Annotated in this window: 9 protein-coding genes and 1 pseudogene; 1 reads left to right on the top strand and 9 read right to left on the bottom strand. The window is 33.2% G+C overall.

From position 1 onward, the window contains the following. Positions 1-246, top strand: a pseudogene (locus tag CG11_RS30485) (hypothetical protein); the annotation flags it as partial. 17 nt (positions 247-263) lie between these two features. On the opposite strand, the gene CG11_RS24675 reads toward CG11_RS30485, so the two are convergent. The 9 genes from CG11_RS24675 to CG11_RS24635 all read right to left on the bottom strand — a co-directional run bounded on the left by CG11_RS24675 (position 264) and on the right by CG11_RS24635 (position 16,859). Then, a complete protein-coding gene (locus CG11_RS24675) occupies positions 264-1,337 on the bottom strand; it encodes a hypothetical protein (RefSeq protein WP_052599637.1) in 1,074 nt (357 codons plus the stop codon). Positions 1,338-1,383: 46 nt separating this feature from the next. Continuing rightward, positions 1,384-4,110 carry a C2 family cysteine protease gene (locus CG11_RS24670; RefSeq protein ID WP_052599636.1) on the bottom strand — a complete coding sequence of 909 codons (2,727 nt, stop codon included), beginning with the start codon at positions 4,108-4,110 and terminating at the stop codon, positions 1,384-1,386. 145 nt (positions 4,111-4,255) lie between these two features. Next, positions 4,256-4,951 (bottom strand): M48 family metallopeptidase, encoded by a 696-nt coding sequence (locus tag CG11_RS24665; protein ID WP_052599635.1) that lies wholly within the window; start codon positions 4,949-4,951, stop codon positions 4,256-4,258. Further along, positions 4,951-8,082, bottom strand: a complete 3,132-nt coding sequence (locus CG11_RS24660; RefSeq protein ID WP_052599634.1) for a type I restriction endonuclease subunit R — start codon at positions 8,080-8,082, stop codon at positions 4,951-4,953. Before CG11_RS24660 ends, CG11_RS24665 begins: the two co-directional genes overlap by 1 nt. A gap of 3 nt (positions 8,083-8,085) precedes the next feature. Next, positions 8,086-12,810, bottom strand: coding sequence for a DUF3883 domain-containing protein (locus CG11_RS24655; RefSeq protein WP_052599633.1), 4,725 nt, complete (start codon positions 12,808-12,810; stop codon positions 8,086-8,088). 47 nt (positions 12,811-12,857) lie between these two features. After that, positions 12,858-14,102 (bottom strand): restriction endonuclease subunit S, encoded by a 1,245-nt coding sequence (locus CG11_RS24650; RefSeq protein ID WP_063833210.1) that lies wholly within the window; start codon positions 14,100-14,102, stop codon positions 12,858-12,860. Positions 14,103-14,111: 9 nt separating this feature from the next. Next, on the bottom strand, positions 14,112-15,656 hold the full coding sequence (locus CG11_RS24645; RefSeq protein WP_052599631.1) for a type I restriction-modification system subunit M: 1,545 nt from the start codon (positions 15,654-15,656) through the stop codon (positions 14,112-14,114). A gap of 11 nt (positions 15,657-15,667) precedes the next feature. Further along, on the bottom strand, positions 15,668-16,297 hold the full coding sequence (locus CG11_RS24640) for a hypothetical protein (RefSeq protein ID WP_052599628.1): 630 nt from the start codon (positions 16,295-16,297) through the stop codon (positions 15,668-15,670). Next, positions 16,290-16,859 carry a restriction endonuclease subunit S gene (locus CG11_RS24635; protein ID WP_052599626.1) on the bottom strand — a complete coding sequence of 190 codons (570 nt, stop codon included), beginning with the start codon at positions 16,857-16,859 and terminating at the stop codon, positions 16,290-16,292. Before CG11_RS24635 ends, CG11_RS24640 begins: the two co-directional genes overlap by 8 nt. Positions 16,860-17,334: the final 475 nt, after the last annotated feature.

The raw sequence follows: 17,334 nt of genomic DNA, 5'->3' as shown, positions 1-17,334 counted from the left end.
AAGGAGAATTATCAAAAGATGGCTCGGGTCTTTCGGGTGGATTTTGTCAATCAGCCTGATCTAGCACTGCAGCCAACTTATGCGGCTCGTATTTTGGTTTATGGCATGATGCAGGGTTCTTTTACGGGGCTTGCTTTGAAGGATTTTATTAATGCGAAACGCCAGGACTTTTATAAGGCTAGGCAGGTGGTCAATCGTTTGGATCGGGCTGGGAGGATTGCTGAGTATGGGAAGTTGTTGACTTGATCTACACTAAGAAATAATTAATCAAATAATGATTCAATTTCAAATCCAATCGAAGGTATATTTTCAATGGAATTCATATAGTTAAACATTTCTTTTTCTTTTTTACCTAACTTATCCTCTCTTACATTCTTCAAAGCTGCCTTCATTTCCTTTTCTAAACCCAATAATAAATAGACATTCGCTCTCTTACAATTAAGGATATCCTTTGATACCCCTTTAGATAATTCTTCTAAATACTTTTCACAATGCAGTTTTGCTAAATCTTTTTGATGTGTTTTATGATACAAGAGACCTAACTTTAGGTTATACTTCTTCTTATCCTTGTAGCATGGCTCATATTTTTTTAAGAGATCTATAGTTTTTTTATAGTCATTCCAATAGAAATATTGCTCTAAAACTTTTTTTTGTACACTACAACTATGCTGCTCTTGGGCTATTAGTTTCCTAATTTTAGGACGAACAATGTCTCCTCCTATCTTTGTACCTTTGATCAAGTGTTTAAATTGGCACCTTGCTATTCGATTTCCTTTTTTTGTATTTTCTTGAAGTTTGATTTTATTAGAAGAAACTTCTAGGATATACAGTAAATTATTGGCATATAGAAGACGTTGGTAGTATGCGATATATGTGAATTCGTCTTCCTCTTCTATATTCTTAGAAAAGGCTTCGTTAGGCTGTTTAGTAATATAGTAAAAATCTAAAAATGGATACTTTTTATCCAACTTCCCTGTCCTTATGATTTGATAAGGTTTTAGAATGAAATGGGGCTCCATACTGTTATACTCTTTTTTAGAATAAGCCCCTAATACTTCATAAATACTATCAGTATCAACTTCCTCTAATTTTATTATATCATTGTCTACTTCTATTGATGTAAAAGTCTTTTTTGTGTAGTATTGAATAATGCTTAATGTATCTGATAAATTAAGATTCACTGTTGTAGATCTTGCATTAACCATAGTAGTCAAGCCCCCTTCCATCATAACTCGCTGCCAACTCCCCTTTTGAGCATATAAGCTTTGATGACCTCCAATAATCCAAGTAAAAATTAATACAACTAAATATTTACATAAATTAAATTTTATTACCATAGTAGTTACAGGTGATTCTACGAAGTATTGTCTTATCCGTAAAAAACTATTTTAAATCAACAATACTAATTGTCATTAAATTAAAGTACTCTTTTAACGTTGAATAGCTTAAATCTTGTACTGCTTTTATATTAATTTTTCTAAACACAAACCCTTTTCCTATATCTTTCTTCATTATTCGTTCTAGTGTTTTCAACCAATCTTCATAAAGATTCCATTTTTTTACTTTCCAAAAATCAGAGTTTTCTACAATTCCTTTAGATGTCAAAACTCCCCACTTTTCAATTACAACAGAGAGTTTTTTACCAAAAATATCTTCTGCAGAGAGTTTTTTCATTAATTCATCTACCTGAGTCTTTAGGTCATTCGAAAATTGTTTTTCTTCTTTTACCTTTGATTTTATTAAATCATTTGTTTCTTTCAGTTCTTTCATGGTATCATTTACCTCTTTATCAAAAATTGATAAATCTGTGTTCCTATCACCATGAGGATTTTGTGCTTTCACAGATCCTGAAGTTGCCCCAATAACAGAATAAGCATGTCTAAAACTCATATATTTGCTATTTCCCAGAGCTAAAATATGATCATGGGTTAAACCACCGACCCCATTAAAAGTTTCTGGTGATGACAATGAAATCTCATAATCATTAGCAGATGCAGACATCAAAACCTTTTTCAATATATTTAAATCAATCTTTGATAAATCAATAGGGTTATCAATTGCAATATCTGTTGGGGTATTTGTAATTCCCCCTTTATCATCTAAATATAGAGTTATTGGCGAAGATACTCTATTTCCTAACAGAGTTTTCAATGCACTAGCGGCAGTACCTCCTATTATCTTAGTATAATCCCCACCTTTATCTGTATCATCTTCAGTTAACAATTTAGCATACGCTTTCTCTATTATTGCAACCCATAACTCATCTTCATGGTTTGCTAAAAAATGATCATAATCATACAAAACAATATCATTAATTCCTGCACTTTTAGTAATGCTTTTTGATGCCTTTTTTCTTACCAATAGCTTTTTATCAACTTCAACTTTTATAGGTAAACCATTCTGATACAAAGTAACTATACAAATATCCCCTTTGTCCTCTATCATTTCCTTTAAAAACTTATTACTCCCCCCTTTTGCTAAAGATACTAGAGCTGACATTAAATAACAGTCCCCTAATTCACCCTGTTTTACATCTTCTGGGCTTGCACCGTCCACAAATAGATCTTTTCCTGTTTCATCTTCATAAGCTAATTTACTATCATCATATTTTTCAAACTTAACTGTTTCACTTTGGGATGGTTTATTCTCATCTACTTCATATTCTAATACTCCATCACCCCCTGTTTTATCTATAACCCTCTTATATTTATCCGTAAAAAATAAGATTTTTTCTTGCTTTGATTCAATAGTTTTCTTAAAACTTTTAAAAGGAACATATTCCTCTCTTCGCCACTCTTTATAGTTTATATCATCTCCATCAATAGTTCCATTAGTGAGCATAGATTCAAGTAAATTAGTACAATTAGTAAATGCTTGATCCCAATCGCCAAGTACTTTTGTATTATACTTGGTAACTTCTCCCAATGCCACTTTTATTTCTTCGAATACCAATTCTTCTCTCTCATAGCTTTCAAATTTTTCAATCCAACGATCCAATCCATTTAACGATTCCTCTTTAAGTGTATTTAATTGAGCAATTGTATTAAGCATTTCTTCAGGAATGCACCTTTTTTTGAGCTCTAAATTAATATTTTGAATTGCCTGCCTAAACAATAAACTCTTTTCCCTCAATAGTAAGATTAATACCTTACTCTGCTCTATCTGTTTCAAGTAACCTTCTCCAAAGATATCTTTTTTAAACTCTTCCTTTCCTGTATAATTAGTCTCTAAACCTTCTAAGGTTTCTGTATTAGAAACTTGTTTCTCTTCTATCCTCACAAGAGCATCCAAATTTGTTTGATAAGTTTTCCTTTTATCCTTCAATATTGAAGGTTTCAAAGTGGTATAATCTTCTTCTTTGATTGCCTCAAAAATAGGATTAGCATTTAATTCTTCAATTAAACTACTTAAATCAAAATACACCTTAGTTTGGTTTGTATTTTCTGTTGTTGCCAGATTCGGACATAATGTCTTTAATAGTTCTTCGTCCTCTTCCTTAATATATTGGTTTGTTGTTAACCATTTGTAGTTGTTAACTGTTTTTTTAGCCTCTTCTTTAGTAGATAACTTTATCTTTGTAGATAAGATATATTGTACTTTACAAAAGTAATCATCTAGTGCAAGTGTTGCACTCCCCACTGAAATATCATCTGTACCAAAATCAACACTAATAGTTACTACAGCATTATTTTCATCACTCCATAATACATCCTTAATAGTTAAGGTTTCTTTTTTGTATTCCTCCCAAATAGTTTTTGTAGAGGGAGTTTCTTTTTTTCCTTTCTTATAAACAATTTGAATACTTTTAGTTGTTAGATCACAACGACTTCTCATCTCCAAAGCCAATTGTACTTCAAATGTTGAGAACCTAGAAAATCCAGAAGCTGGAGTAAGTACCTTCATAGAGTGAACAGAGCAACCTAACAAATGTTTTTTACTCCCTTCTGATAAAACTTGCTTTATATTAGCTAGAGCACTCTTGTATTTCTCTAACGGCAAACTATATTTTGAAACATTTTTAGGATTTGCATTTATTGCCAAAACAAATGCATTTATTTGATCTTGTAATTCTTTTAAATCCTTTATTAAACTAGGTGACAATTCTCTCATGGTTTTAAAATAGCTTTTTTTAATAGAAATTATATTCTAGCCAAGATACAAAAAACTTAGTAAACAAAAAGGTAATTTTTAGTAGTGAATCTTTTGGTCCAGACCAGAAGGATTGCTGGATATGGGAAATTGGCACTTAATAAGATTACCTAACTCCTTCTAGTACTAGCTTCCTCTCCTTCCAATCAACCATATATTTCTCCTTCAGCTTATAAAAAGCAGGAGAATGATTCGGCACTTTCAAATGACAAAGCTCGTGCATGATAACGTAATCAATACAATAAACTGGCGCTTTGATTAGATTTAGATTGAGTGTAATTCCATGTTTCGTACAACTTCCCCAACGCTTGTGTAATACTCTAATTGTAAGTTTTGGGAAGGCAATACCTTCAACCTTTATTTTATTATAATTTACTTTCAGTCGCTCTTCAAACCTTCGTTTTCCTTGAAGCTTATACCAATTATGAAGCTGTTGCTTAATTTTTGAAGTTTTTTCTTTATCAGGAGTAATAACCTCAATAAATTTTCCCTTAAGCTTCACAGAAGAAGCAGAACCCTCGATTATCTTCAAACGATAACGCCTTCCAATATAAAAGTGCGTTTCTCCATTGACGTACTCTTTCTCAGCTTCGTATGGATGAAGAGACATGAAGAATCGTTTTTGTTCTAAGATCCAATAACCACGTTTTAATACCTTCTGTTTAATCCTTTCTAAGTTTGCTTCTTGAGGTGCAACAACTTCTACCGTTGCATCAGGGAGCACACTTATTTCCAATGTCTTTCTATCAGAGAAGGCAACCTTAAATTCAATATCTTCTGTTCCGTATGCTACTTTGTGCATTAATAGTTGGCTTTCGCAATTTTTAAGGATAAACGAATAATTTCATCAATTTCATTGAAGGATAATTTTACACCCAAAGCATCTTGTTTGATTAAAAGATAATCCTCGATTGCATCAGCTATTTCATTTGGCTTATTAGGATTGTTTTTCCAATCTACTGTAGCAATTTGCTCTACTGTTTTAGCTATCTCTACACCTCCCTCAGCAATTTTATCCTCTGAGTGGTTGTTATCATCTTCTCTTTCTTCTAGTACTTTCATTACAGCACCATAAAAAGCTCTAGCTTTAGGATTGTCCTGAATAGCCAAAGGCATCTTATTCTCAGCACCAGATTTATATTCATTACGAATATCAATTACTTTTTTCAGGAACTCCGCAGCCCGCAATCGCCCTTCATGAAATGCATTGATGACCTCTTGGATTAATTCAGAAAACTTCATGTTGAAAACAGGATCTTCATCCATTCTCTCTGTGATTGTTTTCTTCAGTTTGTGTGCAATAGTATCTGCTAATGAAGCAGGATTCCCTCCTGATTTTAAAACTTCTTCTTCACGAAGCTCCTCATCAAAAATGTCAATAGCTTCATTCATGACATATACATCTTCAACTCCAACATGCGTATCAAGTAGTTTCTTTACTCTCGCTTCATATTCTCTGAAATCTACTTTTTCATTGTATCGAATTTTGATACTTTCTTTCATCTTTGCAAAGAATTTTAAATCAACTCTCCATTTCTCAATTTGAGCTTCATTATATTCTTTGTAGAATTCATCTGTAGAAAAAGCAGCCTGTAAACTACGAGCAAAGACCGATAAACGTTTGTAAAAAGTATCTCTAATGTTTTGAGGGAACAAGTATCGTTCCATCGCCTCCTTATCCTTTTGGTTCACCCCTTCAAAGACTTGCCAAAGGTTGGTATGATGTTGAGGAATTTTGCGAACCTCCTCCAATACATTGGTTAAAGTCCCTTCTAAATCTTTTTCATCAAAACCTTCAAAACTTGAATATTGATTCAAGGCTTTATCAAGTTTACCTAATATACCGACATAGTCAATAATATAACCGTGCTCTTTCCCCTCAAAAAGACGATTTACTCTAGCAATTGCTTGAAGTAAGGTATGATCTGAAAGAGGCTTGGCTAGATACAAAATAGTGTTTCTCGGAGCATCAAAACCTGTCAATAATTTACTTACAACAATCAATAATTCAACTTCAATTCCTTCATCTTTGAACTTGTCTATCGAATCCTTTTCATAGGCTTCCTGATTGCCATATTTTTCCATCAAGCCTTTCCAATAACGTTTGCTAGCATCATCAGCTTCTTGCCATACATCCTCATATCCTGCTCTTGAATCAGGAGGAGTAAAAATAACTCTTGTGTTTATCTTTAGCTTAGGATTAGTCTGAGATTCAAAATACTTCTGATAACGGATTGCAGTTTCGATTTTTGGTACAGCTAATTGAGCCTTAAAAACTCCTCCTTGCCAGTTTTTGCAATAGTGCTCAGAAATATCTTCTGCAATTTCTTCTACGACCTGTTGGGATTCATAAAGCTTAGATACCCTTGCGTTTCTTTTCTTGAATTGAGCAATATCTTCTTCTGTTGCATAGTCTGGGAGCGATTCCATCACCCGATCAAAACCTCTATCTAGTTGTTTCTTATTAATACTCAACTTAGCACTTCTCCCCTCATACAATAGTGGTAAAACCGCTCCATCTTGAACGGCTTGATCTATCGTATATTTGTGAATGAACCCACCAAACTTATTAGCAGTACTCTTTTCCTTCTTCATCAATGGCGTACCAGTAAACCCTAAGTAACAAGCATTGGGTAACATCTGTTTCATTCGAGCATGATTCCTTCCATATTGGCTTCTATGGCTTTCATCAATGAGTACAAAAATATTAGCGGAATCATTCTTGTAGTTAGCCTTCTTTAGTGCTGAGTCAAACTTATCAGTAATCGTTGTAATCACTTCTATTGAATCATTTTCAATAGCCTGTCCCAAATCATCTCCAGAAGCCGCTTTCTTTAAACTCAAAATACCACATTGCTCAAAGGTTTTATGTATTTGCTTATCCAAACTAATACGGTCTGTTACTACAACAATTCTTGATTTACGAATGGATTCATCTAACTTAATAGATTTAGACAACATGACCATTGTCAATGACTTCCCACTTCCTTGGGTATGCCAAATAACGCCTCCATTTCGCTTGCCATTCGTCTCTTGTGCTCTAATTCTTTGCATGGTCGCCTTGATCGCAAAATACTGTTGATAACGAGCTATTTTCTTAATCTTCCCATCAAAGACAACGAACTTGCAAATCAAGTCCATCATTCGTTCTATTTGACAGATAGCGTACAAACTTCTATCTTGCTCAGTCGGCAATCGGTCTTCTGCTCCAATACCATTTAGGCTTTGATTAATAATTTTTTGGACAGGAGCCTCCAAGCCTTCTTCTTTCCAGACCGACCAAAACTTCCTTGGTGTACCTGTTGTGGCATACTTCACATGGTTAGGCTCTACAGAAAGCAAAATTTGAGCATAATAAAACAACTTAGGAATGCCGATGTCCTCTTTTTGGTTTCTTAAATGCTGAGAGATAGCTTCATCTATGGAATGGTTTTTATCTCTTCTCTTATTTTCAATTATAACAAAAGGAATCCCATTGACAAATAAAACAAGATCAGGTCTTCTATTTTCTTTCAACCCATTTACTGTCATCTCCTCTGTCATATGAAAGACATTGTTATGAACATTCTTCCAATCAATAAACTGAAGGGTAAAACTCTTCTTTTGTCCATTAACCAACTCTTCATAACTCTTCCCCAAAGCCAACAACTCAAATATCTTCTGATTGGTTGTATTCAAACCTTCATTGGGTATATTCTTTAGCTCATTAATGGCATTCTGAATGTTTGCTTTCGAAAAAGGATACTCCTTTCCTCTAAACTCAAAAGCGTTCATTTTTTCTAATTGCTTGGCAAGTATATCTTCTAACAAGATATTAGACTTTAAATCACCACGTTGTTGATCTACCTGCTTTGGAGATAAATATTGATAACCTAGTTTTCTCAACAACTTCAAAGCAGGAAGCTGAGAGTCTATAAATTCTGAGTATGACATATATTATGTTTTTAACCTAACCTTGTAGTTATTTGCTCTAGCAAAAAACTTAGAGTTTTTAAGAAAGTTTTCATTGTTGTTAAAAATGAATGCTTGAGGCATCTTTAGAGCACTTAAGTTCTTTTCATCAAGGACGTTAAGAATGAGCCAAATTTCATAATCTTCTTTATTTCTTACTCCAAACTTCATTTCTTCATGACTTATATAAAAGCCAGGGAATAAACTTGAAGTTGCTTTTACTTCAACAAACTTCTCATCATCATTCTCATCATAGTACTTCATATCATACCCTAAGTAATCATTACCCTCTACTACTTTCCCTGCTTTCTCGCCATTCTTTGAAACCCATTTCACCTTCTCTTCTCCATACTTTTGAACTAATTTTTTATAGGTAAATAGCTCCCCTCTAAACCCTATCAAATCTTTAATCTTTTGGGTTGGTTGATTTCCTCGTCCTTTCCCCCTTCCTCCTGTACCACTTGTTGTGTCATCATCCTCAATATCTCCATCTTCATTTATCTCCACTTCTGTCACCTCAGTTTCAGTTATATCGTCATCCGAGAATGGGTCTGAGTAGTCTATTTCATCATCTCCATCATCAGGAGCACTTTCGCCTCCTGTTGGCATATTGGGGTAATAGCTTTCATACAACTCTACAAAGTCATTAGGAATAAAGAAGTATAAAACAGACTTCCTTGATTCTTCAGCTAAAAAATCATCAATAAATTCAACTTTAAGTCCTTTTGCGAGAAGCAGTTTTTTAAAGGTTTGCCTATTTTCATTATAGTAATAAATTGGCGAGTGTTCCTCATTTATTTCGATACTTGATAAATTAATTGTAAGTTCTGGATAGAGTTCATTCAAATATTTATTGAGACTACCTTCTATATTCCAATCTAGCTTATCTATCGAGATGTTACCCTCAAACTTGTTATCATACCTATGAAGCATTCCTAAAAACTTGTAACGCAAATGTTGATAGTTTGTATTATGTCCGACTTGCTGATATAACCATTTTTTAAACAAATCTTCTTTCTTATTCTTTAGTTGACGAACTGACCTAACAAACAAGGAGCGAAAGTCTATGTTATCAATAGAATGCTGATTAAAATCGGAGACCTTAATGGAAAAGCTATCCAATAGGTCTTTGATTAATGGCATATTTGATTTCTTGCTGTATTCCTCATAATCAAATTCATTACTGAATAAGGTGAATTCTTCTTCCGAAATAAAAGAGGCTAAGTACGGTGTCAAAAAACTCCATAAGTCACTTTTTTCTTCAGGAATTTCAACATTTTTTCCTAGTTCGACATTGAGTGAGAGAAGAATAGCATCCCAAAATTGTTGCATTGGGGTATAAACTCTATCTTTTAATATTTCTAATATTTCCTCTATACGATGAGCAGAAATATCAAACTCGTTAAAAAGGACATTTCTAGGGATGTTAGAAGATGAGTCTAAGAGCTTTTCAGCATAGAGTTCAAAAGATTCTACTTCCACCCCAATTACTTCTTCAAATAAACTTTTTAAGCATTGTAAGTCTAACGGAAAGGTTCTATTATCCATAGAGACACTCTCATTGACCAAGACGAAAGTTCCGTTCTTATTACTACTTACAAACCACTCTGGATGAGTTGGGATTGATGTTGGAGTTTCATCTATATTAATCGTCAATTCAACAATAATTTCTTCTTGGCTTATCCATCTTGCCTTCTTTATTGTTTCTAGTTGTTTTTGTGAGATTGCTTTTGTCATTTTTGATTCAAACAATGCTGCAAGCAAAGCCAAAGTGGGGAATTTGTTTAAAAGAAAAATCCCTTGAGATTTAGGTTCAGAAACTAATGTTGTTGAAATGTTCTTTTTCAGAGAACGACCAATTACTCTAGCTATTCTACCAAATTTATTTCTATCCCTTTTAGTAAAAACAGGCTGCACTAACTCGTGAATATCATCAGGGAGAGACTCATAAAGACTATTATCATCATTGTATAAAATAGAATTTGGTTTTTGCCATTTATAGACTGGGTTCTCTTTATCAGTACTATCAACACACAAAAACTCAACTTTTTCTAACTCTTCTAATAATTCTGTCTGATGATTTTCAAATCCACCTAAATAATCAAAAGCATCAAAAACATATCCTAAAATTAGATTATAAAACCTAATAAATTTCTTATCCAAAAGTTCCTCAGAAAACTTCTCTTTGATAAATATAAGCAAGTTAGCATAGTTGCGAATTGTACTATCATGCCAATCAGGATAAATTGCTTGCAAATGAATAATTCGCAAGTTTTGAATAAATACTTTATCTGTTTCTGCTGAGAGTTTTGTCAGAGGCAAATATTCTTTAAGAATCTTTTTAGAACCTCTCGAATAGTCCAGAGGGTTGATTCCGACGACATCACTAACTGACAAACCCTTTGTACTGCTGTCAAGCGAAATCCACTTTTCTTTTCTTAAAAAGAATAAGAAATGACAATATCCTAGAGAGTGCTCTATCGTTCTTTTATAAGAATCCTTGGACTTACATCGCATCTTGGGCAATTCTATTCTCCTTGCAAACTCATTATATAAATCCCAATTCTCTTTGACTAATTTATAATAGTCAGGAATATACTCATCAGGCACATCTATAAATCTATCATTGAATGTTGTAAAAGGATAGGTGTTCAAAGAGGTTAATTTTTCAAACATTTTATTTCTATTCCAATCCTCTTTAGGAACAGTATGCTCTTCTATTAGATATATTGCAGGGCAATCCCAAACTAATAACAATTTCAAAAAAGCTCTATCAGCTTCATCGCCTGTAAGTCCTATTCTCTCTAAGTCAATAAAATTGCCCTTGGGGAAAAGAGTTGTTAATACTTCATCCTCAAAATATACAGGGTTATACAAGGGAGAAATCCATTCTTCCTTGCCTTTAACAGGAAGCAGAATGTTTTTGTAAACAATTTCTTTCGGTATATTTTCTCTTGGTAGTTTTTTAATATTAAGAATAATCTCCCTTCTTAATAATGGTTCTTCTGGAAATACATCTTGCAGTAATCTTGTTACAATGTTTCTTGTATTAAACTCTCGAATCCCTAAATATTCTATCGCATCATTCTTATGCTTGTCAAGGTTAATTTCTGGGTGGAGGAATGTAACATATTTTGAAAGCTCTTGAGATAATTCCAGAGTATCATACCTGTCTCTTGCAAATACATAATTATCGTTACTGGATAGGAGTGTATTAAATGGAGTGACAAGGACTTTCTTCTGAGTAAATCGAAATCTACTTTCTGCTACATATTTGTAGAACCGATTAAAAAAACTTTTATCTCCTATGTGATTGCTACAGTACTCTTCAATATGGAGTAACATATTTCTCACATTTAACTTTTGGACGTTAATTACCTCAGAAAGCCAATTTGAGATTTTATCATCAAAAACAATAAGTCTTTTATTATTGAATACTCTATCAGAAAAGACCTCCACTTGCTTAGGGTTTGCAATATAAACTTGTCTAGGTGTGTAAAAAGTATTGGACACCTCATCATAGATAAATGGGGTATTTCTCAATAAGTTTATTAGTTCATTATAGAACCTATCCAAGCCAGCATCTTTATTCTTCTCAAAAGAAAGAATCTCCACAACTTGCTTAGGAAAGTCCTGTTTGATTGAAGTCAAAAAGTCCCCTACAATAAACTTTGCTATCTGAGAAAGTAAAAAATTGTTCAATTCTGTCTTTCTCAACCCTTTCCTTTGTGGGTCAACAGAAAAGTATGCGTGAAGAATAAATTGAAAACCTGATGTAATTTCTAAAGGATAGAATAAATACAATTTAGGTTCCTGTTCGAGCAAAACTTTGTTATTCTCCTCTAAGGATAAAACAATTTTAACTTCTAGTGTCCTATTAGACTCAAATAACTTCTGTTCTTTAGGTTCAAGTTTTCTGTATAACCAATTAGGAATGCTTAGTTCTCTTTTCGGTTCATATACTTTAAATTTCTTAAGTCCTGTTTTATCACTTACTGTTATAGCGTTTTGAGTCTCACTAATCTCTATTTTGTTCTGATAAAAATCGCTTTGGAATTCAATTTCTTTAAGAAAGCCAAGTAGAATTAACTGGTCAGCTTGTATCAACTCAAAGTCATTGGCGACATCTTCCATTGTAATACCATTTCTTAAAGGCAGCTTGACAAGTGTTGTATATCCTTTAAAATGTTCTTCATTCGAGATGTTTGAGGAAGTATATTGAGGAAAGAAGAATAGAGGAATGTCATCAAGTTTTGCTCTTAACTTTCTTATTCTAGGCTGTTTCTGAACTTGAGTTTTATCAAAAAACAAACATCCATCTTGTGTTACAATCTTGGGATTATCACTAATTTGAACAACAGACTTAAAGCCAAGTCCTTTATGCCCTATAAAATCACTTGATTGCTTACTACTATCCCCAACCTTAATAATACTTTTATAGCCATCTAAACTGAATGGAAGTCCTGTATTAGCAATCTCTAATACATTATTATACAACCTTACTTTTATTAACCCTGCTTGATTATTTAACATGGCAGCATCTCGACTATTTTGGAGTAGTTCTAAAAGGTATCTACCTTCATAAATCTCCATAATAATACCTTCAGCATTGGCTATGGATTGCAAATAATCTAGTTCAAGATTAGATGATTTATCATAAAAATCTTCAGCTAACTTTTTTAATTTTTCTGGAGAGGACTTCTGGTTCATTTTAGGACATTTTTATTCTTCAACTAATGTTGCTGTTGCATTGGGATTTACTCTTTCACTCTAGTAGCTCCAGTCAATAACTGCTGCATTAAGCCTTTCTTTTGCTCTTCATATTTGGCTAACTGGTTTTCAAGAGTTTTAATTTCTGCTACAAAAGAATCAAGTGCTGCTACTATTTTTATTTGTTCTTCCATCGAAGGAATTGAGCATTTTATTCTTGCAAATAAATCATACCACAAATAAACTCTAACTCCACCTTCTCCAAGTTTAGAAATTTGATATTTTGAATAATCTAAATCAAGCAAATAATTAAAGAAAGAATCTAATACCAATTCATTAGTTTTAAAGCAAACATATAAAGAGCTAATAACTCCAACCTCTTCTTCAAAATAAGCAATTGACCCAACATTAATTCTTGCAGGGTTGTAAGCAAATTCATTTCTTTTGATAATCTTATAGTTGGATAAATCACTCCCTGCAACCTCTTTACTAAAATGAGTCGTTTGTAATACAAATCCATCAGTATTCGTCACAGAATAAACTTGTGCATCTATCAAATTCTTATTCCGTCTTGAAAACTTTGAAGTGATTTCTCCAAATCGTTTTTTTTGCCACTGAGGAAATTCATTCCCATTATCATCTTTAAATCTAAGTTTCTGACTAAACAACTTCTGCATCAAGCCTTTCTTGATGAGCTTTTTCTGCTCAAGGAGCTGCTTTGTCTTTTTTATGGCTTTATCCCATGTAGATAGGATTTGAGCTATCTTTTTCTGTTCTGGTATAGGGGGGAGAGGAAGTACTAATTTTGTTAAGTTATCCTGATTTATATTAGTATTAGCACTTACAGAACTTCTTATAATCAGAGAGTTTCTGAATTTATCTTCATAAAAACAATATTTTTTATACGGATTAGCTATTATGTTCTCTCTTTCTCTGAATCGGATTAAAAACCCACTATAAACAGTCTGATATAAATCCTCTTCAACTAACGTTGTTACTCCTACACCTATTGGTTTTACAGAAGACCTAACAAAAAGGACATCCCCTTTTTTTAGATTATAATTTTCAATTTCCTTAGAGGTAACATTTACTAACCCAAAATTCTCTCTATTGAGAGAAGTCTTCCCAAAAACATCCATAAGATTTACAAAAGGAGAACCTTTTCCAAAATCTTCTTTAGATTTATTAACACCATTTTTGAATTCTCCAATTTCTCCAAGTTTAACTACTTTCCAATCCTCAGGAATCCAACCTAACTTAGTTTTCTTGTACCCTTGTTTTATTTCAGTCATTAGCATGGTTTAGATGAGATTTAGTTCTTTCAAATATTGACTCATTTGAGAACGAATATCAGTTAGCTCGTTTTCTAATGTTTCAATTTCTTTTTGAGTCTCTGCAATATTTACAGGTTCTTCTTCTTCAAAGGTATCTACATAGCGAGGAATATTAAGATTAAAATCATTCTCTAATAAATCATCATAAGTAGCTCTATAAGCAAACTTATCTATTAAGACAGCACCTTCTCCTTCATTAATAGCAGCACCTTCTTTGAATTGGTTATACACCTTCACTACTTTTTGGACGTGTTCTTCACCTAATTCATTTTGGTTTTTTCCTCCAATATATTCATTACTAGCATCCACAAAGAGCACATCTGTATTAGCTTTCCCTTTATTGAAAACCAAGATAGCAGCAGGAATACCTGTACCAAAGAAAAGATTTTGAGGTAAACCTATAACCGCTTCTAAATAATTGTTCTCAATCAACTGTTTACGAATCTTACCTTCGCTACTACCTCTAAATAAGACTCCGTGTGGTACTATCACACCAACTTTGCCGCTTCCATGATGAGCAGAAGCAATCATGTGAGAAATAAAAGCATAATCCCCCTTAGACTTAGGAGGTACACCCATTGTAAAACGGTTGAATATATCATTCGCTGCACTATCCGCCCCCCACTTATCCAAGCTAAAAGGAGGATTCGCAACGACAACATCAAAAGTTTTGAGCTTGTCTCCTTCAATATGTTTAGGATTACGGATAGTATCTCCCCAAGCTGTATGAGCATCGTCCATATTGTGTAAGAACATATTCATTTTACACAATGCCCAAGTGTTACGGTTACTCTCTTGAGCATACAAAGCGAAGTCTTTGCTCTTCTTACCTTCAGCATCTTTGACTTCATCGGCAACGGTTATCAATAAAGAACCAGAACCACAAGTAGGGTCACAAATACGACTTCCTGCCTTAGGCTGCATCAATTTAGCTAAGAGTACAGAGATATTATGAGGCGTAAAAAATTCCCCACCTTTTTTACCAGATCCAGAAGCAAAACGCTCTATTAAGTACATATATGAATCCCCAATAATATCCACACTACCAATAACAGAAGGACGAAAATCTAATTTTGGATCGTTGAAGTCATTAATTAAATTTTTCAAGCGTTCGTTTTTACTCCGCTCATCTCCTATTTTATTGGAATTAAAATCAGCATTAAAAACACCCTCTAATTTTTGCTTGTTCTCATCTTCTATCTTTGCTACAATCTTATTAATTCGTTCACCCAAATCAGACTGGTCCATATTATCAACCAAATCATAAAAACTACATCCTTCAGGAAGTTGATAAGGTTGGCGACTCATCTTACGAGCAATTAACTCTTCATTATCTCCATATTGTTCTTTCATTTGGGCATAAGTATCTCTCCATTTATCACTTAGATATTTGAGAAACATAAACTCTAGGATATAATTTTTATAATCATCAGGATCAACGACACCCCTAAAGGTGTCGCAAGCTTTCCATAAAGCATTATTGATTTCTGATTGTGTTGGTCTTTGGCTCATTCTAATTCTTGTTATATAGTTTGTGTTAAATCATTCCAAATAGAGATAAGGCTTTCCGCATCTCCTTTCAATACAGGCATACAATCTTTTTTGAAGTTACTGCTCAAGAAAAGTTTTTTTCTTGATACATCTAAAACACAGTATTCCACTTCATTACTACTCTGATGCCTCAACTCGTTTTCCATCAAGAACAAAAACAAAGCTGCCTTGTCCTTCTCTAGTTTTTCCTTCTTCAAATGCAATTTAATAATATAATCTTTAACAGGAGCACTTTTCTTAGCTCTAAACCTCAAACCCAGTTCAGGATTAATTTTCACCCTTAATTGTTTGTACTCCCATGTCGCCCTTGGAGGATCAATCCAATCCATCTTTTTTCTTCCAATAAAGCGAATGTAGGCAGCAATAAGGTTCGGATAAACGCCTATTTTTTTAGCATCAGTTAAAGATGGAAGAATGTTATTTAGGGTTTTTGGTGTTTTTGAGTTTCGATGCATCCCTATAATAGCCTCTCTCAGCTTTTTATAAAAATCCTTGTAGGATTCATAGCTCCCACGCTGGATTAGTTCCGTTACTTTTTTTTGCCTTTTAGAGCCCAAATTTGTAACAAAATTCATGAAGTCGGTAAGTGAAATTCTAATCATGTTGAATAATTTTTAGTTTTATTAATGAATTAATGATAAATAATCTTTTTTCTTTTATTTGTTCCAATATTGCCTCCTCCCTATCTTTCAACTTAATGAGTTCAACCAATTTCTCTTGCTCAACTAAAGGAGGCAAAGTAATTTCTAACCCCTTTAAGCTTTTTATACCAATACTTGTTGTAGCTGTTCCTTCTTTGAATCGTTCTAGTTGCCGTTGAGCCATTGATTGATTCAAATACCAAACTAAATATTCTGGCAATACCATCTCTTGATTTGGGTGAATAATTATAAATAGAGAAAGCCCACAAGCTTTTTCATATCCCTTATCATATAGAATGGCTTTATTATGTTGACCTTTAGCTATAAACAAAATATCTTTTTGTTTTAAAAAATGCTTAGGCTTAAATATTGAGCCATCCACTCGAATAGAGTTTTCAAAGCGTTTAAAGTCCTCTGATACATCTTTCATCTGTATTAGATAGGTATCTCCATCTTCTTTTTGTTTTACCCCTTCCCGAAAAGTTACCCCTGTTCTAAGGCTAGCTATTTGTTCTAATTTCATTTTTAAAATTCTCAGTATTTAATTACAACAATCCAAAACTAACACAAAAAGTTCATTTTTTGTAATTAAATACTGCATTTTTTTAAAATGAAAGTTTTAATATTCAATTAATAAAGTCTTATACATTGCACTGATTTGTTGTAATGTTCCAGTTTATAAGTACGGTATTTGTTAGGTTACAAGATATTATATCATCTATTGAAAATAGATATTAGGACTGGAAGAAAAAAAATGCTTCATAGTAGAGCATAGAATTAAGAAAGGAGACGAGTATAGTATTAAGGCTTTTTGTTAGTTTACTTCGTGTCCATCAAATAAATACCAACTCAGTACCCAAAAACCAACAAAAGTCCTATATTGTTGATGTACAAAACAATATAAGAGACGACTTTAATCTTGTCCTGGGCACAATTCTAGGCTACATTTAGCCGACACAGAGTAGTAATAAACCTAGCAAATATCGCTGTTTCAGCTA

The sequence above is a fragment of the Aureispira sp. CCB-QB1 genome, from assembly GCF_000724545.1.
Classification (GTDB): domain Bacteria; phylum Bacteroidota; class Bacteroidia; order Chitinophagales; family Saprospiraceae; genus Aureispira.
Note: the sequence above shows the minus strand (reverse complement) of the source record. Positions and strands in the feature narration are given on the sequence as shown.